Below are 22,245 nucleotides of genomic sequence, written 5' to 3' on the forward strand. Positions count from 1 at the left end.
AGCAACACCCCGGTCCACCCCTACGGCCGTGCCCGGCAAGGCGTGCAGGTCGGGGGTGACCGCGCCGTCGTCCACGAGGAACGACACGAACCAGCGCCCGGACTTCTCGGACACGGTCACGGAGCGGATCTCACCACCGAGCGGGCGCGACCAGCGGAATCGGACCCAGCCCAGCTTCGGCAGCTTCACTCTCCCCCACGTGCGGCCCAGCCGCTCCACAGTGACCTGCTTGGAGTCGGGGAAGCGGAATGAGGGGGACCAGCGGACCTTGGACCGCCACCGGATCTTGAACGTGCCGTGGTCCAGGCACGCCCGGTCCAGATCCTTCAAGGTCTGCTGGAGGATGTGCGACGGCGCGGCCTTCAACCACTCGTGCTCACACTTGGCCTCCGCCAGCTCCTTGCACTGCAACGCGTCTTTCATCCACGCCCCGCGCCGCCGGTACTCGCGGCGCTGCTCCAGACCGGTGTTCCACACCGACCGGCACACGTCCGCGAACTTCTCACACTGCTCTGCCTGTTCGGCCGTCAGCTCAAGCCGGTACCTGCGACCCGACAGCATAGGCCCCCCCCCACGCCAACTGATGTGATCACGCTAGCGTGGGCCACTGACAACGCAGCGAACTCCGCCGCTTCGCGGCTCCGGCACGAGGATGAGCCAACCCCGCCCTCAAGGACGGGGCTTGCGCTCAAGAATCCGGTCAGCCGGGCATTAGCGTGGGTCACCAAGGCTCACCGTCGAGGGCCGGCTGTGTCTGACGGTGGCCGATACCGCCGATGACGAATACACCGGCATCAGCTACTCGTGGGTGGCTCAAGCGCTGAGGCGGGGAGCATGCACGGCCCGAGTGAAGATCACGATTCTGGACTGCTGCTACTCCGGGCACGCCGATGAGGCCCTGGCCGGCGACTCCGGCGGCGGCTTGGCCGACATGAGCTCGGTCCGGCCTCGTACGGACGACGACGTCGCCGTCTGCGTCGAGCTATTCGCGCAGGTCCACCGAAGTGACGGCTATCCCGTCAACTGGCCCGCCAGGCCCGGCGACTGGCTGTCCGGCGCGTCCGGACTCGGCGCGTGGGTCGCCGAGCGGGACGGCCGGGTCGCCGGCCACATCTCCCTCGACTCGAGCGGCGAGGGTGATGTGGCCCCCGGCCTGTGGGGAGACCCGAACAGGACAGCGGTCGTCAGCCGCCTCTTCGTCACCCCCGAGGCCCGCGGCCACGGAATCGGCGCACTCCTCATGGGCGAGGCCGTCGCGGAGGCCCGCCCATCGACCTGCACCCGGTGCTCGACGTCGTGGCGACCGACACGGCAGCGGCGGCCCTGTACGTGCGGCTGGGGTGGAAGCTGCTGGCGACGGTCGAACAGCACTGGAGCCCGACCCAGGCCGTGACCGTCCACTGCTACGCGGCACCGACGGCCGCCTGACACCGAGGCGGGCGGGCCATACCGACGGCCCGGCGCACATCACGCGCCGGGATACGACAACTCGACGCCGTACCCGGCGACCCCGGCTCCGCTCACGCATCGCCACGGGGTGCTCGGCGGGCAGCACCGGGGCCTGTGGCCACACCACGGTGCCGTCATGGGCGCGCGCTGGTCAGCTCCGCTGGAAGAACTCCACCTCGGCGAGCGCGACATGCCGCCCCCCGGAGAGCCCCGTGACCGACCCCAGCCGCAGCCGCACCTTCACCACGTTGTCGATCCCAGTTGCGATGGTCTGGTCTCCCGCCTTGTCGCTGAGGTCGATCTCCTTGTGGTGCAGCGAGCCGTCCGCCGAGGTGACCTCCATGTCCATGCGCAGCGCCCGCGCCTCACGGGCGTACTCCTCGGGCTCCTTCGACGCGCCGTTGGTGATGATGAGGTCGACCAGCCGGAACGGCTTGCCGAAGGTGTAGGTGATCGAGGCTCCGGCCCCTCGCGACCCCCAGTAGCGGTTGCTGAGCCCGTCCGTGGTGTCCTTCGCCGGATGCCCTGGCACCTCGGCGTCGGCGTGAACGGCCACCGGGGTGATCGCCTTGGCGCCGCTGAGCTTGTCCCGGGTGTCCTCGATCAGGGCCCGCCCGGCGGGCAGCAGGAAGAAGCCGCCCACGCACAGGGCCAGGATCACCGCCAGTGTCACCAGTACCCGGATCCACCGCCCGGACCCGGCCCGTACCCGCCGCCGGAACGGCCAGATCGTCCGCCACCAGGGCAGCCGCTCATGGGCCGTCGCCGGGGTCAGCGGTCCGGCACAGCGGCGGCAGAACCGGCGGTCCGGCGGATTGGGCGTGCCGCACACTGGGCACGGTTCCCCGGCCACTTCCTCCGGAGCGGCCACGGACCGTACGACCGGCCGCGGCGCGATCGGCTTCGCCGGCTGCACGGGCGCGGGCTGCGCGGGGCCCGGCTCGGCGGCACGCGACTGTGCGGGGGCCGGCTGTGGAGTGGGCCGTTGCGTGGGAGCCGGTGGCGTGACCGGCGGCCGCGCGGGAGCCCGTGACGGTGCGGGCGGTTGTGCGGGGGACGGGGGCGGGGCGGAGGGCTGTGCGGAGTCGGACGGACGTACCGAGGGCAGGGGCTCGCCGTCGGGGCGGTCCGAGGACGCCGTGGGTGCGGAGGAGCGGTCCACACCGGCGTGGTTGCCGCGCGTCCCGCTGCCGGTGCCGATCCGGCGGGCGCTGTCCGCGCCGGTTGCGCTGCCCGCGGGATTCCCGCGCGGCCTCTCGGCGGCTCGGCCCGTGCGACGCTCACCGGTCGTCCCTGCACGTGCGTCACCGTCGGGTGTCGGCGCGGGCTCCGGTGTCGGCTCGGATCGTGGTTGCGCTCGCGGTCCGTCGCCCTCCGCCGCAGGCGCAGGCGCAGGCGTAGGTGCAGGCGTAGGTGTAGGCGTGGACGTCGGCGGAGGCGTGGGCGTCGGTGTTGGGCCAGGCGTGGGCGACGACGCGGACGTGCCTCGCGAGCCCTCCTCGGACCAGCCCAGGTAGGAACCGCAGTTGCTGCAGAAGTCCTCAGCGGGGTCGTTGGACGCCCCGCACGCGGGACAGGCGCGCATGACGTCAGCTCCCCTCGCCCGCCGGCGGGCCGGGCAGGATCTCCACCCGGCACGAGACATGCGCCGGGCACAGGGACCGGACGACCTCCCGGACCCGGCCCTCGTCCACGTGCGGATCGCGGCCCGGCCACACCCGGACCACGATCTCGCCGGACGGCCCCGGCGGCAGTTCGGTGTCCGCGGTACGGGACCACACCGCCCCGCCGTCCCCGACGACGTCGGCGTTGACCCCGGTGGTGAGGCGCAGCCGCTCCACCAGGCCGCGCCGGGTGCCGCGCCATCGATGCAGCTCCACCGCGCACACCACCGCCTCGCGGCGCAGTTCCGCAGGCCACTCGGCATCGTCGCTTGCGCCCACCCACGACGCCAGCCAGGCCACGAAGTCCAGCGGCGCCACGCGCGGGTCGAGATACGCGGGCAGACTGTCGAGGGTCGAGAACACCGGGGCGAGGACGGTGTCCAGGCCCCCGGTGAACCGCTGGGCGAAGTCGTCGTCGGCGTAGAGCGCGGGCAGCAGCCCGCCGATCGGATGCCGGCTCGGCAGCCCGGGAACGGCCGCACGGCTCATGCCTGGCCTCCCGGTTCCAGCGGCTGTACGACGACCTGGTGCTGGTAGGAGAACACCAGGGCGCCCGCGGCCACGTCGATGCGGTCCACCGGTGTGCCGCGCCGCCCGGTGATCGGGTCTGCGGCGAACAGCCGGATCTCCTCCACCAGAGCGTTGCCGGTGGCGCGTTGCAGCAGGCCGAATATCTCGCCGTACTGCACCGGCCGTCCGAACGGCCATCCGGTGCCGTCCGGTCCGCCGTGCAGCGGGTTGAGGTAACGGAACAGCGCGGCCAGGGCCGCGTCGCGCACCCGGTCGGTGTCCTCGGGCGCCGTCGCGAGCCGGGCGACGACCGTGACGCCCTGGTACACCGGCGGCTCCACCACCAGCCGGGTGCCGATCAGCCGTCGTTCGTCCAGGCTCTCGGTGATCGCGGCGAGTACCTGGTCCGAGGGGATCAGCTGTTCGAAGCGGAGCCGGTCCCCGTCGTCCGCGACGGCGTCCGGCACCACCAGCACCCGTACCGCGCCCGCCCCTTCGGCCGCCGGCAGACAGCGCACCCGGCGCACCGAGGGGGCTGCCTGCCGGCTGATGATCTCGTAGTCCTCGGCGGTCACCGCGCGCTCCTGCATCCGCAGGGCGTCCGGCGCCCGCAGCTTGGCGTTGGCCACGGTCTCGCCCTCCACCCCGCCGCGTGCCGCCTCCCGGTTGGTGACGCGGGCGATGTACGGCACGGAACTGCGCAGCACAGAGATCGCGCCCCGTGCCACGTTGCCGGCCGGGCCGCCGCCGGTACGGTAGCGCGACACCCGGATGTGGGCGCCCTTCTCGGGCACCGCGCCGCACTGCCGGAGCGTGCCGTCCGGCTCGCGCAGGGCCGGCGGGAAGGTGAACTCGCCGGTGGTCGCGTCCACCCGTACATGCCGGTCGTCGGGACCGGAGCGGCCGAAGTGCTCCACGACGTTCCAGCGCTGCCAGCCGTCGGCCGAGGAGACCTCCACCAAGGGCGGCTCGCCGTCCAGCAGCACCGGCGGCCGGCCGAGCCGGAACGTCTGGCCCGGCACCCCCTCCGACGTGCCGAGCGGTACGTCCATGACGGTCTCGGCGTGTTCGGCGGCGATGGTGCCGCCGACCGTGAACACGGACGCCTCGCGCACCGTCGGGGACTCCGAGTAGAACGGCTGACCCGGTTCCGGCTCGGTGACCCGGCAGCGCAGCCAGCCCGCGCGCGTCCCGCCGATCACGGACGCCGTGTGCCCGGCGGGGACGTACACGATGACCTCGCCGGGCCGGTTCAGGCCGCCCGTCGTGTCCGAGCCGGTCTCGCACACCTGCCAACGGCCGCCGTCCCAGGCCTCCCACACCAGAGGCGGCTGGCGCGGGTCCACGCCGACGCCCTCCACCCTGCTGTCCAGGCGTACGGCGACGATGCACCGGGGTACGGCCGTGGGCAGCCCGAACAGCACGGCGTCGCCGGGTTCGGGCGCCGTCTGGAAGCACCGTACGTCGCGGCCTTCGCCCAGCTCACGGGTCCGGTCGGTCTGCTCGCCGGTCCGGGGCGTGGTCACCAGCTTGTTCAACTCGCTGGGCACGATGCGCAGTTCGTCCGTGGTCGCGAACACCACGGGCTCCTCCGCCTCGCCGTCGCCCGTGGTCACCTCGGTGCCGGGGGGCAGCGTCACCGTGTCGGGCTGCGGCGCGGACAGCCAGAAGTCGACCTCGACCCCGGCCGCCGCCGGCGGGAACAGGCGGATGCCCAGCAGGTCCAGGAAGGCGGTGTAGTTCTTGTCGGGCACCCGGTTCAGCCGGTACAGCAGCTGGTCCACGATGTACGCGAAGGTCTCGATCAGGGTGACACCGGGATCGGAGACGTTGTGGTCGGTCCACTCCGGTGCGCGCTGCTGCACATACCGTTTCGCCTCGTCGACGAGTTGCTGGAACCGTCGGTCGTCCAGGTTGGGGGAGGGCAGGGCCATCAGTCCGCGACCGCTTCCTCGGCCCCCTCCTCGGAGGGGATCGTGTAAAAGGGAAACACCAGGTTGCGCCGGTCGTTGGTGGACCGCACCGTGTAGCGCACGTCGATGTAGAGGGTTCCGTCGTCCACCGCGTCGAAGGCCACCACCACGTCGTCCACGCTGATCCGCGGCTCCCACCGCTCCAGCGCCTCGCGCACCTGCTGGGCGATCCGCCCCGCGGTGGCGCCGTCGCCGGGCGCGAAGACGAAGTCGTGGATGCCGCAGCCGAACTCCGGGCGCATGGGGCGCTCTCCGGGCGCGGTGCCGAGCACCAGCCGGATCGCCTCCGCGATCTCCTGGTCCCGCTCCACCATGGCGATCCCGCCGGTCGGCCCGACCCGGAGCGGGAACGCCCAGCCGCGCCCGATGAACCGCTCGCTCATCACAGGCCTCCGATCCGGACGTTCAGGGCGCCGAGCTGGATCGTGGCGCCGCACGTGGTCCGGTCGCCCGCCCGTGCGGCCGGCAGCCCGCCGATGAGCACCTCGCCCGAGATCATCCCGGCCGGGTTGGGCATGACCACGTTCCCCGGGCCCAGGGCGGCGTGCGGCGGCACCACACAGGTGTGCAGGCTTCCCACGACGGCGGCGGGACGGCCGCCGATCAGCACGCGCGCCACCGCGATGGCGGCGCCGGGCGGCGGGGTGGCGATCACACCCCCATGGCTGGTGGGGTCGCCGGTACGGGCTGCGCCGGGCATGCAACGGGCTCCTCGAAGCGGTTCGTGGCCCTCAAGGGCCTTTGATCACAGGGAAAATGACGTGCTGTCGGTGATGTCGACCAGGAGTGTCAATTGATACGCACGAGATCCGCCTTCAGCACTCCGAGCAGACCGCCGTCGAGCGTGAGGTCCGTCTGCCCCGCGACGCTCACCGACCGGCCGCCGACCTTGACCGTGTCGGTGCCGTCGATCTCCACGGTGCCGCCCTTCACGCTGACCTTCCCGGTCTTCGCGTCGAGCGTGATGCCCTGGCCGTCCATCACCACCGAGGAGAGCGCCCGTCCGCCGCCGGCCGCGTACACCGTCAGCTCGAGCCGGTTGCCCCGGTCGTCCAGCAGCACCTCCAGCCGCTCGTCCGCGGTACGCAGCCGTACCCCGGACGGTCCCGTCGGAGGATCCAGCAGCTCCAGCCGGTGCCCCGAACGCGACACCACCGAACGTCGGTTGACCTTGCCGCTGGTCCCGTCCACGAGGGGCACGTCGTGCTTCGAGGGCCGGTCCACGCCGTTGTACAGACCGCCGATGACGTACGGACTGTCCAGCAGGCCCTGCTCGAAGCCGACCAGCACCTCGTCGTTGACCTCGGGGCTCACCACACCGCCCCCGCCCTTGCCGCCCCACTGCACCGTACGCACCCAGTCGGTCACATAGGTGTCGTCCAGCCAGGGGAACTTGAGCCGTACCCCGCCGCTCTGCGCGCCGCCCGGCTCCCGCACGTCCGTCACCACCCCGATCGCGAGGCCCGGCATGCGCGGACCCCTCCCCGGCGCGTTCGCACCGGTCACGAGGCCGGCCAGGGACCGGTCCGGGCTGGCGCTCACCCACACCGTGGTGCGGTAGCCGCCGTGCGGTTCCAGGGTGTGCTGCACCGCCGTGGACGTGTACCTGCCGGAGAACGCGGGCCCCACGTTGCCGAGTGCGACCGGCCGGCCCGCCCGCAGCCGCGGATTGCCCTCGGCCAGCGCCTCCAACTCACCGAAACCCGCACTCACCTGACCGGCGACCGCACCGGCGGCCGCCGTCGTCTCGGCCTGCGTCCGGTACGGCGTGTCCGTCACCGTCAGCTTCGCCGACTTCCCGAACCGGGCGCCGAACTGCGGGGCCAGACCAGGCAGTACGGTGTCGCTGGTCACCGACTGCTGCCGGGCCACCAGCGGCGTCTTGGTGGTGACGTCCCAGCCGCGCACCTCGACCTGGGACGCCCCGTCCGCCCCTGACAGCGCGGCCCGTAGCGCCAGCAGATTCCGCCCGTACTCCAGCACCATCGGACTCTGCGTGGCCGGAGTCGACGGCGCGGGCGCACCGGAGGCCTTCTCGGGTTTGGTGAACTGCAGCACGCCCTTGTCGTCGACCCGCACCTGCGCACCGCTCTCGCCGGCCAGATACTGGAGGAAGTCCCAGTCGGACACATTGGCCTGCGACAGCTGCTTGTACGTGACCGGCGCCGCCTCCACCTTCCCGACCGGCAGCCCCGCCCCGGCGGCCACCTTGCGGACGATGGCCGCGGCCGTCATGTTCCGGTACGCCACCACCTTCCGGCCGCGCTGCAGCCGGTGCGCGACGGAATAGGCGCGGACGACCGTGAACGACCCGGTGCTGTCCCGGTCGATCTCCACCGCCGTGACCTCGCCGTTGAACAGCCGCTCACGCGCCTGCCCGGCCACCGTCACCACCGACACCCGCAGCGGGGTGCCCAGCGTGATGCCGGTCGACTTCAGGAACTCGTGATCGGGATCGCGGTAGGTGAGCACGGCCGTGTCCGGAAGGCCCACGTTCTCGTCCACCACACAGCTCACCAGCTGCGCCGCCCAGATCTGCGGCAGCTCACCGGGCGCCTCCACGACGGGGTCCGCCGCGAAGGACCGACCGCCCCGCGCCTCGGGTGTGGTCACCGCTCCTCCTCACCGCCCGCGTCCCCGAGCGCCGGCACCACCAGCTCGGTGCCGGGCACGAGGGCCATCGGGTCGTCGATCCGGTTCGCCTCCGCGATGACCCGCCACGCCGTCGCGTCGCCGTACTCCCGCCAGGCCAGCAGCGCCAGGCTGTCCCCGGCCACGACCGTGTGCGTGCTGCGGGCCGTACGGGCGCCGGACGTCGGGTTCTGTCCCGGTGGGTCGACACTCGCTTCCTCCACCGACAGCGAACAGGTCGCCCGCAGCGGCTTGCCGTCCACGTCGAACAGCGTGTAGGTCACCGACAGGCTCGACAGCACGCCGTCGAACGACGTCGTCCGGGCCGTACCCCACTCGAACCGCACCCAGGGACTGGCGGGTTTCTTCCGTGCGAGGCTCGCCTGGCTGGGCACACACGCCTTCATCAGCGTCTCGACCGCCTGCTCCACCGAGTTGTCATGGGTCGAGGTCGCGTCGAGGAAGACCTCCAGGCTCAGCTGCCGCGGCCCGCTGCCCACGAACTCCGGCAGCGCCGACTGCCCCGCCATCCGCGAAGGGGTGCGCCGCCACTCGGTGGTCTTGCTCAGCTGCAGGGTGTTGGGATTGAACTGGAGGTTCAGTCGCGCGATCGTCCCTCCGGGCTTCGCGCCGACCGCCGCCGGGGGTTCCTTCAGGGTCAACTGCGCCCTGGCCCGGCTCGTCCGCATGGCAGGCATCAGGAAGGCCTCAGTCCCTCGTGGGCGATCTCCAGCGTTTCCACCGCCGCCTGCGAGGCGGACGGGTCGAACGACGGCCCCTGCCAGCGCACCGGCACGATGCCGAGCACCTGCCAGCTGATGATGCGGCTCAGATCCGGCTTCAGCGCCACGATCTCGCCGTCCTTGGGCTCCACACGCCGCAGCGTCTCGTCGAGCCAACGCGCGATCTTCGCCGTGTCGGCGGTGACCGGTCGGCTGAGGGTGATGTTCGACCAGGTGACCCGGCCGGGCAACTGCCAGTTGAAGCCGTTGTTCCCGCCCTCCGCGTAACTCTCCATCTCCACCTCGGCTCCCATGCCGGAGCAGGTCTGGAAGGCCCCCAGATCGTTGCCGCCGATCGCGAGCCGGAAGAACACGCTCGTCGCGAAGATGTTGTCCGTCATCCGTTGGTCATCCGTTCCCAGTCCTCAGCGGCGTCCGTCGTAGGGGCGGCCCGCACGTTCGCGGCCACGCCGTAGATCGGCGCGGAGCAGCCGGGCCAGCGGGTCCAGCAGCCGCCGGGCCAGCTCGTCCAGGTCGACCACGGGCTCCTGCCGCGCCCCCACCGGCCCCGGCCTCCCGGCGCCGGCCGTCCCAGGCACCGGCGGCGCGGAGGACGACCGTTGCCCGCCTCGCGGGGGCACGGCCGTCACGGGCACCCCGGCGGACACTGCGCCGCCCCCGGATCGGGCCGCCTCGCGTTGCACGGCCGGCCCCGTGGGGCCGGAGGCCCGCGCCGCCGCCGCGGGCGCGGTCGGTGCCGTACGGGTGGCGCGGACCACCGGCACGAGCGGGGTGACGGCAGCCGGGGCGTACGGCTGGTCCTGGAGCGGTGGTACCTGCGGATCGGACAACGGCAGCGTGAGCGGCCGTACGGCCATGTCGCCGCCGGCGGTGGCGCGTTGGACGGTCGGAGCAGGCCGTACGACGGGTACAACCCGTGGGACGGGCGGGCTCGGCTGCACTCCGGGCACGGTCGGCCGGGTCCGCGCTGGACCGGACGTACCGGAGGGTGGGTCGGCCGACCCCGACGGCACCGGACCGGCAGCGGCGCGCTGTACGTGTGGCACTTTGGAACCCGGCAGGGGCGAGGGCGCGGATGCGCTCAGGACAGGGTCCGGGGCGCGGCGCCAGGACGCGGCGACGACGGGTCGCTCGGCTGCGCGGGTTCCCATGGACGGCGCGACGCCTTCCGGCGCACGGGTGTTGACGGTGAGCGGGCGTGCGGCGAGCAGGGCGAGACTGCGGGGCGCGGACCGCTGCCCCTGAGCCGGGAGCGGTCGGCGCTGGATGACACCGGGTGTGTCCACACCGTCGGTGCCGGGGCCCGGCCGGGCAGCGGTGACCGAGCGGGCGACGACCAGCGGCGCCGGTCCGCTCACGTCCGCCTTGGCCGCCGCCGTGGCCCCATGGGACGGCGTTCGACCGCCGGCCGAGACCACGCCGCCTTCCGCCGGGCCCGCCGGCGCCGACGCCTCGCGGGACCTGGACGCCCGGCTCGGAGAGGGGGACGGGTGAGTCTGCGGGGCGGCCCTGCGCTGCACGGCATCGGTCGCGGAGGCGATCCGGGTGACGACGACCGGCTCCGGCCGGCCCGCGCCCGTGCCGGCCGCCGTTGCCGACCCGCCGGTCGAGGTCGCCGGGGGCTCCGGTGCGACGGCGCGTTGCACGGGACCGGGTTCGACCGCAGGGCCAGGCGCCGATTGCGGGTCGGCCGGAGTGACCAGGGGAGTCACGGGAGGTGTGACGGGAGCGTCCGGGGCGCTCGCCGCAGTGACCGAAAGTCCTTGTATCACTGGTGAGCCGGGGCTCCCGCCGCCGCTCTCGGTGCTCGCGGCGCCCAGCAGCGGCGCGGAGGGCGTCCGGGCACCGGTAGCCGTCGCGGGCGTGTCCGTGACGGTACGGTCCGGGCGCACCGGGGTGCGCTGGAGGTGCGGGAGGGCCTCGGCGCCACCGGCGGTCGCGGGGCCCGCCGCGCCACCGGAGCCGGCCGGGGGTGCTGCGTCCGCGGTCGGCGGCATGGCGGACAGCGGCGCCCCGAGTCCACCACGGGCACGGGCAGGGGCGGCGGACGGCTCGGGAACGGTCGCTGCAGTACGGGTCCTTCCGGTCGCCTGGTGGGGCTCGAGCAGGGGCTGGACCTGGTGCTCCGGCCGGGTCTGGGGCCTCGCGGTGTCCGCGCCGTGCGGGCCCGGCCTCCCACCGATACCAGGGGCGCTCGCCTGGCGCTGCACGATCGGGAGCGCCGGTCCGGCCGACGCGTGTGTGCCGGTGGTCGGACCGGTCGCCTCGGGCCCGTCGGTGGTCAGCGGCCTGGCGGTGGCGGGCAGTTCCGACAGGGGAGCGCCGAGCGGTGCCCGGCTGTCCGGGCGTGCCGGGCCGGCGGTGCGCTGCACGGGAGGCACGGGGTTCGGCGTTGCTTCAGCGATGGTTGTCGGCACCACGTCAGGGCCCGCGGCGGGGCGAGCGGCCGCGGGGTCGGGCCGAAGGACCGCGATACGGCGCACCGGCGTGCCCGGCCGCCGGGCGACGGTCAGCGAAGGGCCGAGCGGCCGAGGGCGCACGGAGCGGCTGTCGGTGGTGCCCGACACGCGGGCCGGGACGGCGGACACGTCGGGCGCCGGGGTGGCGCGGGCCGTGTGTGCCGTCGTGCCGTTCGTGTCCTGACCGTGCGGCGCGGTGCGGCCGGTCTGCGGAGCCGTACCGGGGCCGGAAGGGGGCCGAGGTGCGGGGCTGTCGGCCGCGGAGCGGGGCACCACGGCGATCCGTCGGACGACCGGCAGGTCGGGTCCGATGGCCGGGCGACCCGGATCGGCGGCGGACCGCTGAACGGGAGTGTCCGGTGCGGCGACGGTCACCAGGGGGTCGGCGGCGACGAGGGCACGGCTGGGCGACGTCTCGGCCGAGCGCTGGATGAAATGCGGAACGGCCTGGCCGGACTGCCCGACCCGGCCCGAAGCCGCCGAAGCGGTCGCAACGGCGCTCTCACTGCTCCCGGTGCCGCGAGGGATCGGGCTCGGATCCGCGGCCGCCGTTCCGGCGGAGCCCGGCGAGTCGCTGCCCGCCCGCTGCCGGGACCCGGGATCCTGCCGCCTGCCGGTGTCATGGGGCCGGGCCCCGGGTCGTGTCCTGCGGGACACCTGAGGCACGGGCGCAGCAGAACGCTGTTGCGGGCCGGCTGTGTCCGGACGCGCCTCGCCGGGTTCCTCGGCGCGCGGCCCGGTCTCCACGGCCTCCTCGGCCTGCGGGCGCGGTACGCGCAGCAGCAGGGGGCCGCCGGCGGTGTGGGTGGCGCGCGGCGCGACGGGACCGGTGACGCCGTGCACCAGGCCGACCGGCGCGGAAGGCAGCAGTGCGTGGCCGAGACCCGCGTCGAACGACGGGTCCTGCCAGGACGCAAGACCCGAGCGGAAGGCGAGGCCGTCGCTCACACCGAGCGGGGTGCGGGCCACCGTCAGCGTCGGCGGCGGCGTACGGCGCCACCCGCCGTCCCAGTCGTGGGGGACGGTCGGACCGGCCGCCCCTGACGCGGGCGTGCCCATGGCACCCGGCGCGGCCGGCTGCGCGGAGCCGGGACCTGCCGGGGTGCCGCCGACACGTGGTGCCGTGGCCCGGCGGCGCAGTCTGTCCCGCCATGCCATGAGTTCAACCACCTTCGTTCACACGGGTGTTGATACGGACGATCTCGGTCACCCACTGCCGGCGCTCGGCGTGGGTGAGGTCGAGGATCTCCTCGCGCTGCCAGTGGAAGTGGTAGGCGATGTACGCGATCTCCTCCCGCAGCCGGGGGAGTGCGTACGTCACGATTCCCCCAGGCGCCCACCCGAGAGGTCGACCTCGAAGCCGCCCTCGCAGTGCGGGCAGACCACCGCCGCGCGGGTGTGGCCCTCGCTGTTGACACGGCGGTAGAAGTCCTGGAGGAACGCGACGTCGGTGGCGTACATCCGCTCCACGATCCCCGCGTGCACATCGGTGATGGTGCCGAGCCGGGTGATCACCTGGCTCAGCAGCACCACGCTCAGATACGCCGGGTTCTCCTTGACCCGCAGATCGATCTGCGGCCGCAGTTCGTCCCGGGCGGTGGCCAGACGCATGGCGCCGTTCCGGTGGAGGGTGCCCGCCTCGTCCACGTACCCGCGCGGCAGCTCGAACTCGAACTCCGTGCGCAGCCCGTGGTCCTGAGAGGTCGCGGGTCGGGCGGCCGGAGCCTCGGGCGGGGCCTGGGGCTGGTCGGCCGCCTGAGCGGGCGCCGTCGCCTCCAGGAACTCCTCCAGGTTGCCGGCCGTGACGGTACGGCGCCTCATTCGACGACGATCTCCTCGAACACGATCGTGACGGTCTCGGTGGCCGCGGAGGACTCCCCGGCCTTGAGGGAGGGGCCCTCCCACTTGGAGGCCCAGCCGTTCATCAGCTGGATACGGCGGACCGTCTCGCCCTTGGTGTCCTTGATCTCGATGGTCAGGTTCTGCCGGGCGGTGTCGACGGCACCGTTGTTCAGCGTCTCCTTGATCCACTTGGTGAACTCGCTGCTCTTGTCGAGTCCCCGGGTGATCGTGATCTCGCCGGCCTGTCGTGCCCCGGGCTGCTTGCGGATGATCTGCTTGCCCGTCGACGTGACCTGCTTGACCTCGACGACCTCCTCCTCGACGGAGAACCCGCTGATCTCCTGGATCGACTCGACCATGTACCCGCCGAGCTGCACGCCGAAGACGTGAGTGGAGAGAGCATCGCCTTCTGCCATGACTGTCTGTCACCTTTCCCTTGCCGACCCGTGGGTCACTCGTCGATGAGGCTGGTGCTGTCGGAGAACTGGGCCAGCCGGAACACCACGAACTCGGCGGGCTTGACCGGGGAGACGCCGATCTCACAGACGACGCGGCCCTGGTCGATGGAGGTCTGCGGGTTGTTGTCGCGGTCGCACTTGACGTAGAACGCCTCTTCGGCGGTGCGGCCGAAGAGCGCGCCCCGGCGCCACTCCTCGGTGAGGAACGCGGTGACGTTGCGCCGGATGCTCGACCACAGCCGGTCGTCGTTCGGCTCGAAGACCACCCACTGGGTGCCCAACAGGATGGACTCTTCGAGGTAGTTGAACAGGCGCCTCACGTTCAGATAGCGCCAGGCCGGGTCGGAGGACAGGGTGCGGGCGCCCCAGATCCGGATGCCACGGCCGGGGAAGGCACGTACGCAGTTCACGCCGATCGGGTTCAGCAGGTCCTGCTCGCCCTTGCTGAGCCGGACCTCCAGGTCCACCGCGCCCCGGATCACCTCGTTGGCGGGCGCCTTGTGCACCCCGCGCTCGGCGTCGCTGCGCGCCCACACCCCCGCGATGTGGCCGCTGGGCGGGACGGTGGTGTTACGGCCGGCCGCCGGGTCGAAGACCCGCACCCACGGGTAGTAGAGGGTGGCGTACCGGGAGTCGTAGCCCGCCTCCTCGTTGCGCCACTGCCGCACCTGCTGCGCGGTGAGCCCGGGGGGAGAGTCCAGGACGGCGACCCGGTCGCCCATCTGCTCGCAGTGCGAGATGACGGCGAGCTGCACGGTGCGCACGCCCTCGGCGTCGATGTCGCCGCGCTGGTGGGCGCCCATCAGGTCCGGGACCGCGACCATGGTGATCTCGTCGATGCTCTCCAGGCCGGCGAAGCCGGTCCGGGCGGAGGCGTCACCGACGTACTCGGCCGGGTCGATCCGGGACACCGCGCCGGCGACGGGCGCCGCGGGCGCGGCCGGGGCGTCGGGCACGGCCACCGTCTGGCCGGCCGGCCGCGTCTGCGTGGCGTCACGCTCCTCGGTGACCTCGATCAGCTTCGACGCGCGCAGCTGGGTGACCACATAGCCCTTGACGTTCTTGCGGGTGGAGACGTCGTACGTCTCGACCACCTGCTCGCCCTGGCGGACCAGCAGCTTGAAGCGGTCCTCGGGCGGGTTCTCACCGTCGGCGTCGGCGATCTCCACCGACACTCCGGAGGTGCCGGGCCTGGCCGTGATCCGGAATCCGCCGAGCGTCAGCGGCTGGGCCGCCCGGACGTCCCGGGGCCCCTGGCCGCCGCCGGACGGGGCGGTGCCGTCGGCGGAGCCGCCGATGCGCACCACGTAGGCCGCGCCGCCGCCGTTGGAGAAGTAGCCGTACACGGCGTGCGCGAGGTAGGTGCCCTCGGTGAACCCGCCGAACAGCTGGGTGTACTGGTCCCAGTTGGTGACCAGGGTCGGTTCGTGGAAGGGCCCGCTCTGGGCGAACCCGACGAACGCGGCGACGGCGGTGCCGACCCCCTCGATCGGGCGGGCACCGGACTGCACCTCCTCCACGTACACGCCCGGGGTGAGGTACGTCGGCATGCTCGCTCCTTCACGTTCCATCGGATCACCTGCGTCGATGCCGAGTCTCCGGGGCGGATCAGGTGCGGCGGCAGGGGCGTGGGTACCTTGCCGGGGGCAACCGCACTGCCTTTCCGGACGCCCGCGCGGACCGCTGGGGAAGGAACGGCTCCCCTGGCCGCCCGAGTTCGGCACGGGCCGGCCGGCGAGGCCCCTCAGGCGCCCAGGACGTCCGCCAGATACGGCCCGAACTCGCTCTCCAGGACCAGCCGGCCGAGCTTGCGGTACTCCTGCACCACCGCCGTCACCAACTGCCGCATGGTCAGCGGGCCCCCGCACTCCGCGGCCAGATAGGCGGCGGTGACCGCGCAGGCCCGGATGGAGCCGCCGGCCAGTTCGAACCGGTCCGCGCAGAAGCCGAGGTCCAGGTCGTCCGCGCGGGGCAGCCGGGCGCCCAGACACCTGTCCCACAGGGCCAGCCGCTGGGCCGCGTCGGGCACCGGGAACTCCGCCACCACGTCGAGCCGGCGGGTGAACGCCTCGTCCAGGTTGGCCCGGAGATTGGTGGTCAGCACCGCGATCCCGTCGAAGGACTCCATGCGCTGCAGCAGGTACGCCGACTCGATGTTGGCGTGCCGGTCGTGCGCGTCCTTGACCTCCGAGCGCTTGCCGAAGATCGCGTCGGCCTCGTCGAAGAGCAGGACCGCGTTGACCGCGGACGCCTCGGTGAAGATCCGCTCCAGGTTCTTCTCGGTCTCGCCGACGTACTTGTCGACGACCGTGGACAGATCGACCACGTACAGATCCATGCCGAGGTCCGCGGCGACCACCTCGGCAGACATCGTCTTGCCGGTGCCCGACTCGCCCGCGAACAGCGCGATCACGCCGCGTCCCCGGCCGCCGCCGGGTCGCATCCGCCACTGTCCGAGCACCTGCTCGCGATGGCGGGCGCGGACGGCGAGTTCACGCAGCCGGCGGTGGGTCGGCTCGGGCAGCACCAGGTCGTCCCAGCCGACCGTCGGCTCCACCCGGCGGGCCAGCCGGGCCAGTCCCGCGCCGTTCTGCGCGCGTACGGCGGACCTGAGGTCGTCGGGGCGGACCGGGCGGCCCGCCAGCGCGGCGGAGCGCAGCGCCGCGTCCGCCGCACGTCGCAGCTGTCCGCCGTCCAGACGGTGCGCGGCGACGGCCCGGGCGAGGGCGTCGGCGTCGCCCGGTACACAGCCTTCGGCGTCGGCCGGGGCCAGAGCGTGCCGCCAGCGCGCGGCCTGCCGCTCGGGGGAGGGCGGAGCCACCGGCAGGACGACCGGGGTGTCCGGCCCCCACGCCGGGTCCCAGCCCTCCCTGCCGTGGGTGAACAGCGGGACGCCGCGCAGCGCCGTGCACAACTCGCTGATGACGTAAGCCCGTTCGGCCGGTGCCGCGGGCAGTGCCTCCAGCGGGCCCAGGACGACTCCGGCGCCGGTGAGGCGGGCTTCCAGCGCCGCGATCCGGGCGAGCGCGGGCACCTCGCCGGAGCGTCGGGCGAGCGCCGCCGCGTCGAGGACCAGCGCGACCCGCCCCACCGCGCGCAGGGCCGCGCCGGCGAGTCCTGGCGCGTCACCACCCCGGTCGAGCAGATGCACCGACCCCGTTCCGGTGCCTGCGGCACGCGCCGCCCGGCGCACCTCGTGCACGTCGGCCGTCGGGTCGTCCGCAGGCGCGCCGAGCACTCCGGCGAGCCGGGCGTCCGGGTCCGTACCGCCCAGCAGATGGCCGGTCACCCGGTCCGGTACCACGAGCACCCGCGACAGCGGTGGCCGCTCCGGCTCGCCGACCTCCAGCAGTCCGCCCGCGACGAGCGGCGCTCCCGGTGCGAAGCGGAACCGGGCGGCCGACGCCGACGCGAGCCCGCACAGCTCCAGCGCCAGGGCGACCGTGGGCCTACGGCGGGTCAGATCGTCGTTGAGATAGCCGTAGAGCCGCTCGAAGCGGGCGTCCAGGTCCGGTGCCAGCGCGATCAGCAGCAGGTCGGTGTCGAGCGGCGACAGCCCGAACCGCGCGGTGAGCGTGCCGAGCAGGGAATCGGGCGGCGGGGACAGCGGCTCTTGTCCGGGCACGTCGAGGCCGCCCGGATGGTTCAGGATCCGCTCCACGGCCTCGGGGGAGAGGTACTGGCCGCGGTAGGGGTCGTCGGGGTCGGGATCGACGGCACGGCGGGCGGCCACCGCGTGGCGGACCCGCTCCTCGACCAGCCGCAGCCGCTCCCACAGGGGATCCGTGCCGGCCGCGGTGACGACATCGGCGGGGTACGTCACGGCTGGCGGCCCCCTCTGCGGCGGCGGGCGGGCGCCGGGCGCCGCTCGCGCGGACCGGCGAAACCGTCCGGACCGGGATCGCTCACGCCCTCGTAGCGCAGCCGACGCCCCGGCACCGGATCCCCGTCCTGCCGGTGATCCGTGTCCTGCCCGTGTGCCCCGTCCTGCCGGTGATCCCTGGCCTGCACCACGAGTCCCTCGGTGACCGGCGGCGCGGCCGTCCTGCTCGCCCCGGCGAGCGGCGCGCGCACCCGCACACCGAGCGATGCCTTCAGCTCACCGCCGAGTGCCGACCACACATCGGAGGCGGACGGCCCGTCGAGCCCTGCCCCGGCGGTGTCCAGCGAGACGGTCAGGCCCAGTTCGGCCAGCGAGCCCGTGAGCAGCCGCTCCGGCAGCGCGTCGACGGCCACCAGCGTGGCCAGCACCTGGGACAGCAGCCGATGCTCGTCCTGCGGGCGGCTCGCCCACGCCGTGACCAGGTACGTCAGCTCGAACCAGCGGGGCGGGGTGCGGCGCGCCACCACATGGCCGTCCGCGTCGTACACCTCCCCGGCACCGCTGCCGCGCCGGCTCGGGTCCTCCCGGATGTCGTACAGGAACGCACAGACGGTGGGGGCGTTGCGGCGCGCGGCCCAGTCCCGGGTCGGCGCGTCGAGGACGATCTCGACTCCGGACGCCTCCAGCCCCGACTCCGCGAGCAGACCGCGCAGTGCCTCGTCGACCTCGTGGATCACCGGCGGGTCACCTCGTCCGGCGGCTGCACACTGCCGTTCACCACGAGGAAGTCGGTCTTCACGGGGGAGAATCCGGACCCGCTCGCGGTGATCGTCCGCGGACCCGTCTGGTCCTTGGTGAGGATGAGCAACTGGCCGATGAACGTGCCGTCCGGCCCCGGCACGGTCGGTGCCGCGGCGGCGGTGATCCCCGGCTTCCAGGCGAAGCGCACCGGGACGCCCGGCGGGAAGTCCTTGCCGCGCACCGAGGTGACGAAGCCGGGCTTGCCGATCGGCGGGACGGCGACGATCTTCGGCTGCAGGATCCGCAGCGTGGTGTGCGTCTTGTTGTCCCGCGGGTCGGCGTCCGTGCCGGTGGTGGTGAGGGTGCCGGCGACCCGACCGGTCAGCGCGTGGTCGGGGGAGAGCACCACCCGTACGACGGTGGAGTCGCCCGGTGCCAGGTCCGGCAGCGCACACACCCACCGGGTGTCACAGCCCGCCGGCGGCCCGCCGTTCGGGATCCCGGAGGGCAGGCCGATCCGCAGCCGCAGCCCGGTCGCCAGGGCGTTGCGGCCGTTGCGCACGGTGTACGTCACCACGACCCGGCCGCCGACATAGCCCGGGTCGGGCTGGGCGGTGACCCGGACGCCGGGGCCGGCCTTCGGGGCGGGCGGTGTCGGTGGGGTGGGCGGCGTCGGAGGTGCCGGAGGTGTCGGCGGCGGGGTGGGAGGGCTGGCCTTGTGCACCGGCACCACGGTCCGGGCGGTGTTGTCGTCGGGCTGCGGATCGATCACGCTCCCGGTGACCGACCAGTCCACCGGCTGGTCGCCGACGGTGAGCCCGGTCAGCGTCACGGTCACCGGCACGCTCGTGCCGGGCGGCACCACACCGATGTCGCACTGCAGGGAGGCGGCGTCACAGGTGCCGCCCGGCCGGCGGATCCTGCGCACGCTCACCCCGGCCGGCGGCGCGATGGTCAGCCGGGTGCCGGGCGAGGCGGCCGGGCCGTTGTTGACGACATCGACGCGGACGTCCGTGGAGTGACCGACGGTGACCGCGGGCACCGTGCCCGGGGCGTGCACGGCCAGGTCCACCGACTGCTGGACGCTCGGCTCCTTCTGCCGCCCCGGCAGTTCCAGGGTGAGCGCACTCAGATGGCCGGTCGCCACATTCAACCGATGCAGCTTCTCCGGGCAGTTGGCCGGTGTGTCGGTGCGTGCGCTGAAGACGATCCCGGTGCCGTCCGCGGTCCAGGCCGCGTCACGCGGCTGGTGCGGTCCGGTGACCGAGCTGTCGGGCAGCTCCTGGCGGCAGGCGTCGGCGTCGCCGCGGGCCGACTCGGGCAGCAGCACCTGGCAGGTGTCGCCGGACACGGAGGTGAGCACCATGCCGTTGTGCTCGTCGACCTGGCCGCCGCCGTTCTTGCGGTTGAAGGCGATCTGCCGTCCGTCCGGCGAGAACGCGGGACTGTCGTCGATGACCGCGCAGTTGCCGGGGCAGATCGTCGCGCTCAGATCGCGCTGCTGGTCCAGACGGTCCACCGGCACGGTCCAGATGTGCTTGTTGCCGCCGTTGCCGTCGATGGTCATGTTGCGGGTGAAGGCGAGCGTGGTGCCGTCGGAGGACCAGGTGGGCTGGGCGTCGCCACCCGTCTGCCGGCCGGCCGGCGGCACGATCTCGTGCACGATCGCACCGGTGGTGGCGTCGGCGATCAGGATGTGCCCGGGACCGGAGGCGGAGCCGGCCCCGCCCGGCGACGTCCGGGTGAACGCGATGAACCTGCCGTCCGGCGAGAACGTGGGGTCGGTGTCCCAGTCCTTCGGCCCGCGCCCGGCGAGCGGCATCGGCGCGGCGTTGGAGCCGTCGGCGTCCACCGTCCAGATCCGCTCGATCCGGTGGTCCGTGTCCCCCTCGAACCGGGTCACCACGATGCGGCGGCCGTCGGGTGTGTAGTTCTGCCGCTCGGTCCAAGGGTCGTACCCGGCCGCCGGGTTGAACAGGGGGTCCTTGGTCGGATCGGTGGTGCTGTCGGCCGCCGGGTCCTCGTTCAGGACGGTCAGTCCGAGGTCGCGCGGGTCGGCGCCGTCCGCCCGGACGTCCTGGAGGGTCACCACATGCGGACCGTGCACGCCGTTCGCCGTGTTGCTGCCCTTCGCCGAGGTGCGGTCCACCGCGACATAGCCGCCGCTCTGCGGGCCGACCCAGGTCGGCGTGCCGACGGCGCGGTCCTCCATGAGCACCAGGCTCGGGCCCGACGAGCGGCTCTGCACCTGGTACACGTGGTCCCAGTCGCCCTCGCAGCCACAGGTGCGGTCCGGGCTGAGGAACAGCACTCCCTCCCCATCGGGCATCCACGCTGCCCCATGGGTCCGCCAGTCGGTCGGTGCGCCGGTGAGCAGCGGTTGGTCGCCGGTTGTGCCGCGGGTCACCCGCAGCCGGGGGCCCGTCGAGTTCTCGGAGCCGGTGGGAGTGGAGGTGTACGCGATGAGGTCCCGGTGCGCCGGGTCGTTCACCGGGTTCCACACCGGTTCCGTCGCCTTGGTGCCCAGTGTGCCGGTCACCCGGGCCGGGGTGCCGCCGGCCAGCGGGCGCACGTAGATCTGCTCCCCGAAGACCGGGTCGCTGTCACACGCGTACGCCAGGCGCTGCCCGTCCGGCGACACCGTCGGGCTCTCCTCGTTCGCCGGTGTGTCGGTCAGGCGGGTCAGTCCGGTGCCGTCGGTGCGCACCAGCCACAGGTCGCGCTGCTTCCTGCCGTTCGGGCCGCCGGGCTCCGCCGAGTCGAACACCACGGACGTGCCGTCCGGGGTCAGCCGGGGGTGTGCCGCGTCCCGGCCGCTGGTCAGCTTGCGCACCGAGCCGTCGGGAGCGCGCAGATAGATCTGCGGGTTCTTCTCGTCGCGGCGACTGGCGAACACCATCGTGTCGCCCAGGGCCGACGGCTCGACGTCGTAGTGCGCCGGGCCCGCCCCGAACAGCGGCTCGCTGTCCTTGGTGTCGATCACCTTGCCGAGGCTGCGGTGCCCGGTGCCGGCGTAGGCGATCCGGGTGGCGGAGGCGTCGACGGCCTTGGGCTGGGCCTGGGCGCTGCCCGGTCCCGAGGCCGCCGTCAGTGCGAGCAGCGGGACCAGCAGGAGCAACGAGGCTCCGAATCTCCCCAGCCGACGCCGCCCGCCGGGGTCAGCGGTGCCGTTCACGGTCCACCTCGCAGTCTCGGAACACATGGGTCGCCCCGCCACTCTGCGTCCGCGCAGGCGTCGCGCGGCAGGGCGGCGGGGACCTGCCCGGGGGAAGCGTGGGCTGCGCTTTCGGGCAACACCACGATCGCTGACGTAGGTGACGCAGACTCAGATCAGACCGTTGCGCAGTGCGTAGCCGACGGCATGGGCCCGATTGCGCAACTGCAGACGTGTGGTGATCTCATGCAGCACGTTCTTGACGGTCCGTTCGGAGTACGACGTCTTCTGCGCTATCTCCGCGGTGTCGAACCCGTCCGCCACCAGGCGCAGCATGTCCGCCTCGCGCGCGGTCAGCGTGGACAGGGTCAGACCGTGCGGATCGAGCGCCGCGCGCTGCAGACTGCCCACATGGCTCAGTAACTTGCCGAGCAGGTCACCGGGGAGCACACCTTCGCCGTTGGCCAGCGCCAGCACCAGATGAAGGAGCCGGTCCTGGTCCGCCTCGGCGCGCCGCAGCACCGCCGCGACACCGCACTCGATGACCCGCTGCAGTGCCGCGGACTCGAAGGAACCGACCACGAGTCCGGTACGGGTCGCACGGTTGCGCTGCAACCGCTGCAGCAGGGCTATCACCTCGTCGTCCACGGAGTCGACGACCACGAGGGACGCGTGTGCCCGTTCCGCGTCGGTGTCGTGCCCCCCCCCCCCCCCCGGCCCCGGGGGGGGGGGGGGGGCGCCCCCCCCCCCCCGGGGCCCGCGCGGGGGGGGGGCCCCGCCGGCCGCCCCGGGAGGCCC

General features: G+C 73.4%; 18 protein-coding genes and 1 pseudogene. 1 reads left to right on the forward strand and 18 read right to left on the reverse strand.

Annotated features, from left to right (window positions below; all coding sequences use genetic code 11):
* A partial coding sequence (locus ACFYZB_RS00005; RefSeq protein ID WP_388752283.1) for an RNA-guided endonuclease InsQ/TnpB family protein occupies nucleotides 1-561 on the reverse strand: 561 nt, incomplete at its 3' end.
* Nucleotides 562-931: 370 nt separating this feature from the next.
* On the opposite strand from ACFYZB_RS00005, the pseudogene ACFYZB_RS00010 reads away from it, so the two are divergent.
* Nucleotides 932-1,428 (forward strand): annotated as a pseudogene (locus ACFYZB_RS00010) (GNAT family N-acetyltransferase).
* A gap of 172 nt (nucleotides 1,429-1,600) precedes the next feature.
* On the opposite strand, the gene ACFYZB_RS00015 reads toward ACFYZB_RS00010, so the two are convergent.
* The 17 genes from ACFYZB_RS00015 to ACFYZB_RS00095 all read right to left on the reverse strand — a co-directional run.
* On the reverse strand, nucleotides 1,601-2,281 hold the full coding sequence (locus ACFYZB_RS00015; RefSeq protein ID WP_388752286.1) for an NADase-type glycan-binding domain-containing protein: 681 nt from the start codon (nucleotides 2,279-2,281) through the stop codon (nucleotides 1,601-1,603).
* A gap of 757 nt (nucleotides 2,282-3,038) precedes the next feature.
* Nucleotides 3,039-3,602, reverse strand: a complete 564-nt coding sequence (locus ACFYZB_RS00020) for a phage tail protein (RefSeq protein WP_388752288.1) — start codon at nucleotides 3,600-3,602, stop codon at nucleotides 3,039-3,041.
* The gene (locus ACFYZB_RS00025; RefSeq protein ID WP_388752291.1) at nucleotides 3,599-5,557 is read right to left on the reverse strand and encodes a putative baseplate assembly protein; all 1,959 of its coding nucleotides are present in this window, start codon (nucleotides 5,555-5,557) and stop codon (nucleotides 3,599-3,601) included. The genes ACFYZB_RS00020 and ACFYZB_RS00025 overlap by 4 nt, the downstream gene beginning before the upstream one ends.
* On the reverse strand, nucleotides 5,557-5,979 hold the full coding sequence (locus tag ACFYZB_RS00030) for a GPW/gp25 family protein (RefSeq protein WP_351207579.1): 423 nt from the start codon (nucleotides 5,977-5,979) through the stop codon (nucleotides 5,557-5,559). Before ACFYZB_RS00030 ends, ACFYZB_RS00025 begins: the two co-directional genes overlap by 1 nt.
* Complete coding sequence (locus ACFYZB_RS00035) at nucleotides 5,979-6,296, reverse strand: PAAR domain-containing protein (protein ID WP_388752294.1); 318 nt, start codon at nucleotides 6,294-6,296, stop codon at nucleotides 5,979-5,981. Before ACFYZB_RS00035 ends, ACFYZB_RS00030 begins: the two co-directional genes overlap by 1 nt.
* A gap of 89 nt (nucleotides 6,297-6,385) precedes the next feature.
* Entirely contained in the window at nucleotides 6,386-8,209 is a 1,824-nt protein-coding gene (locus ACFYZB_RS00040; protein WP_388752297.1) for a VgrG-related protein, read from the reverse strand.
* Nucleotides 8,206-8,928: a LysM peptidoglycan-binding domain-containing protein gene (locus tag ACFYZB_RS00045; protein ID WP_388753451.1), complete on the reverse strand. Its 723-nt coding sequence runs from the start codon at nucleotides 8,926-8,928 to the stop codon at nucleotides 8,206-8,208. The genes ACFYZB_RS00040 and ACFYZB_RS00045 overlap by 4 nt, the downstream gene beginning before the upstream one ends.
* Nucleotides 8,925-9,350, reverse strand: coding sequence for a phage tail protein (locus ACFYZB_RS00050; protein ID WP_388752300.1), 426 nt, complete (start codon nucleotides 9,348-9,350; stop codon nucleotides 8,925-8,927). The genes ACFYZB_RS00045 and ACFYZB_RS00050 overlap by 4 nt, the downstream gene beginning before the upstream one ends.
* Before the next feature lie 24 nt (nucleotides 9,351-9,374).
* A complete protein-coding gene (locus ACFYZB_RS00055) occupies nucleotides 9,375-12,587 on the reverse strand; it encodes a hypothetical protein (protein WP_388752303.1) in 3,213 nt (1,070 codons plus the stop codon).
* Nucleotides 12,588-12,591: 4 nt separating this feature from the next.
* Nucleotides 12,592-12,750 (reverse strand): DUF6760 family protein, encoded by a 159-nt coding sequence (locus tag ACFYZB_RS00060; protein ID WP_388752306.1) that lies wholly within the window; start codon nucleotides 12,748-12,750, stop codon nucleotides 12,592-12,594.
* Nucleotides 12,747-13,250: a hypothetical protein gene (locus ACFYZB_RS00065; RefSeq protein WP_351207569.1), complete on the reverse strand. Its 504-nt coding sequence runs from the start codon at nucleotides 13,248-13,250 to the stop codon at nucleotides 12,747-12,749. The genes ACFYZB_RS00060 and ACFYZB_RS00065 overlap by 4 nt, the downstream gene beginning before the upstream one ends.
* A complete protein-coding gene (locus ACFYZB_RS00070) occupies nucleotides 13,247-13,687 on the reverse strand; it encodes a phage tail protein (RefSeq protein ID WP_067132325.1) in 441 nt (146 codons plus the stop codon). Before ACFYZB_RS00070 ends, ACFYZB_RS00065 begins: the two co-directional genes overlap by 4 nt.
* 35 nt (nucleotides 13,688-13,722) lie before the next feature.
* Nucleotides 13,723-15,279 carry a phage tail sheath family protein gene (locus ACFYZB_RS00075; RefSeq protein ID WP_388752309.1) on the reverse strand — a complete coding sequence of 519 codons (1,557 nt, stop codon included), beginning with the start codon at nucleotides 15,277-15,279 and terminating at the stop codon, nucleotides 13,723-13,725.
* Nucleotides 15,280-15,473: 194 nt separating this feature from the next.
* Nucleotides 15,474-17,552 carry an ATP-binding protein gene (locus ACFYZB_RS00080; protein ID WP_388752311.1) on the reverse strand — a complete coding sequence of 693 codons (2,079 nt, stop codon included), beginning with the start codon at nucleotides 17,550-17,552 and terminating at the stop codon, nucleotides 15,474-15,476.
* The gene (locus ACFYZB_RS00085) at nucleotides 17,549-18,289 is read right to left on the reverse strand and encodes a DUF4255 domain-containing protein (RefSeq protein WP_388752313.1); all 741 of its coding nucleotides are present in this window, start codon (nucleotides 18,287-18,289) and stop codon (nucleotides 17,549-17,551) included. Before ACFYZB_RS00085 ends, ACFYZB_RS00080 begins: the two co-directional genes overlap by 4 nt.
* Nucleotides 18,286-21,468, reverse strand: coding sequence for a hypothetical protein (locus tag ACFYZB_RS00090; RefSeq protein ID WP_388752315.1), 3,183 nt, complete (start codon nucleotides 21,466-21,468; stop codon nucleotides 18,286-18,288). Before ACFYZB_RS00090 ends, ACFYZB_RS00085 begins: the two co-directional genes overlap by 4 nt.
* 150 nt (nucleotides 21,469-21,618) lie before the next feature.
* The coding region (locus ACFYZB_RS00095) for a LuxR C-terminal-related transcriptional regulator (RefSeq protein WP_388752318.1) at nucleotides 21,619-22,245 on the reverse strand (627 nt) is incomplete at its 5' end.

The sequence above is a fragment of the Streptomyces sp. NPDC001852 genome, assembly GCF_042891825.1.
Classification (GTDB): domain Bacteria; phylum Actinomycetota; class Actinomycetes; order Streptomycetales; family Streptomycetaceae; genus Streptomyces.

What these genes read in the sequence shown, in the direction of transcription:
- ACFYZB_RS00020 (WP_388752288.1), bottom strand. Translation starts at nt 3,602, where the DNA reads ATGAGCCGTGCGGCCGTTCCCGGGCTGCCGAGCCGGCATCCGATCGGC.
- ACFYZB_RS00025 (WP_388752291.1), bottom strand. Translation starts at nt 5,557, where the DNA reads ATGGCCCTGCCCTCCCCCAACCTGGACGACCGACGGTTCCAGCAACTC.
- ACFYZB_RS00030 (WP_351207579.1), bottom strand. Translation starts at nt 5,979, where the DNA reads ATGAGCGAGCGGTTCATCGGGCGCGGCTGGGCGTTCCCGCTCCGGGTC.
- ACFYZB_RS00035 (WP_388752294.1), bottom strand. Translation starts at nt 6,296, where the DNA reads ATGCCCGGCGCAGCCCGTACCGGCGACCCCACCAGCCATGGGGGTGTG.
- ACFYZB_RS00050 (WP_388752300.1), bottom strand. Translation starts at nt 9,350, where the DNA reads ATGACGGACAACATCTTCGCGACGAGCGTGTTCTTCCGGCTCGCGATC.
- ACFYZB_RS00055 (WP_388752303.1), bottom strand. Translation starts at nt 12,587, where the DNA reads ATGGCATGGCGGGACAGACTGCGCCGCCGGGCCACGGCACCACGTGTC.
- ACFYZB_RS00065 (WP_351207569.1), bottom strand. Translation starts at nt 13,250, where the DNA reads ATGAGGCGCCGTACCGTCACGGCCGGCAACCTGGAGGAGTTCCTGGAG.
- ACFYZB_RS00070 (WP_067132325.1), bottom strand. Translation starts at nt 13,687, where the DNA reads ATGGCAGAAGGCGATGCTCTCTCCACTCACGTCTTCGGCGTGCAGCTC.
- ACFYZB_RS00075 (WP_388752309.1), bottom strand. Translation starts at nt 15,279, where the DNA reads ATGCCGACGTACCTCACCCCGGGCGTGTACGTGGAGGAGGTGCAGTCC.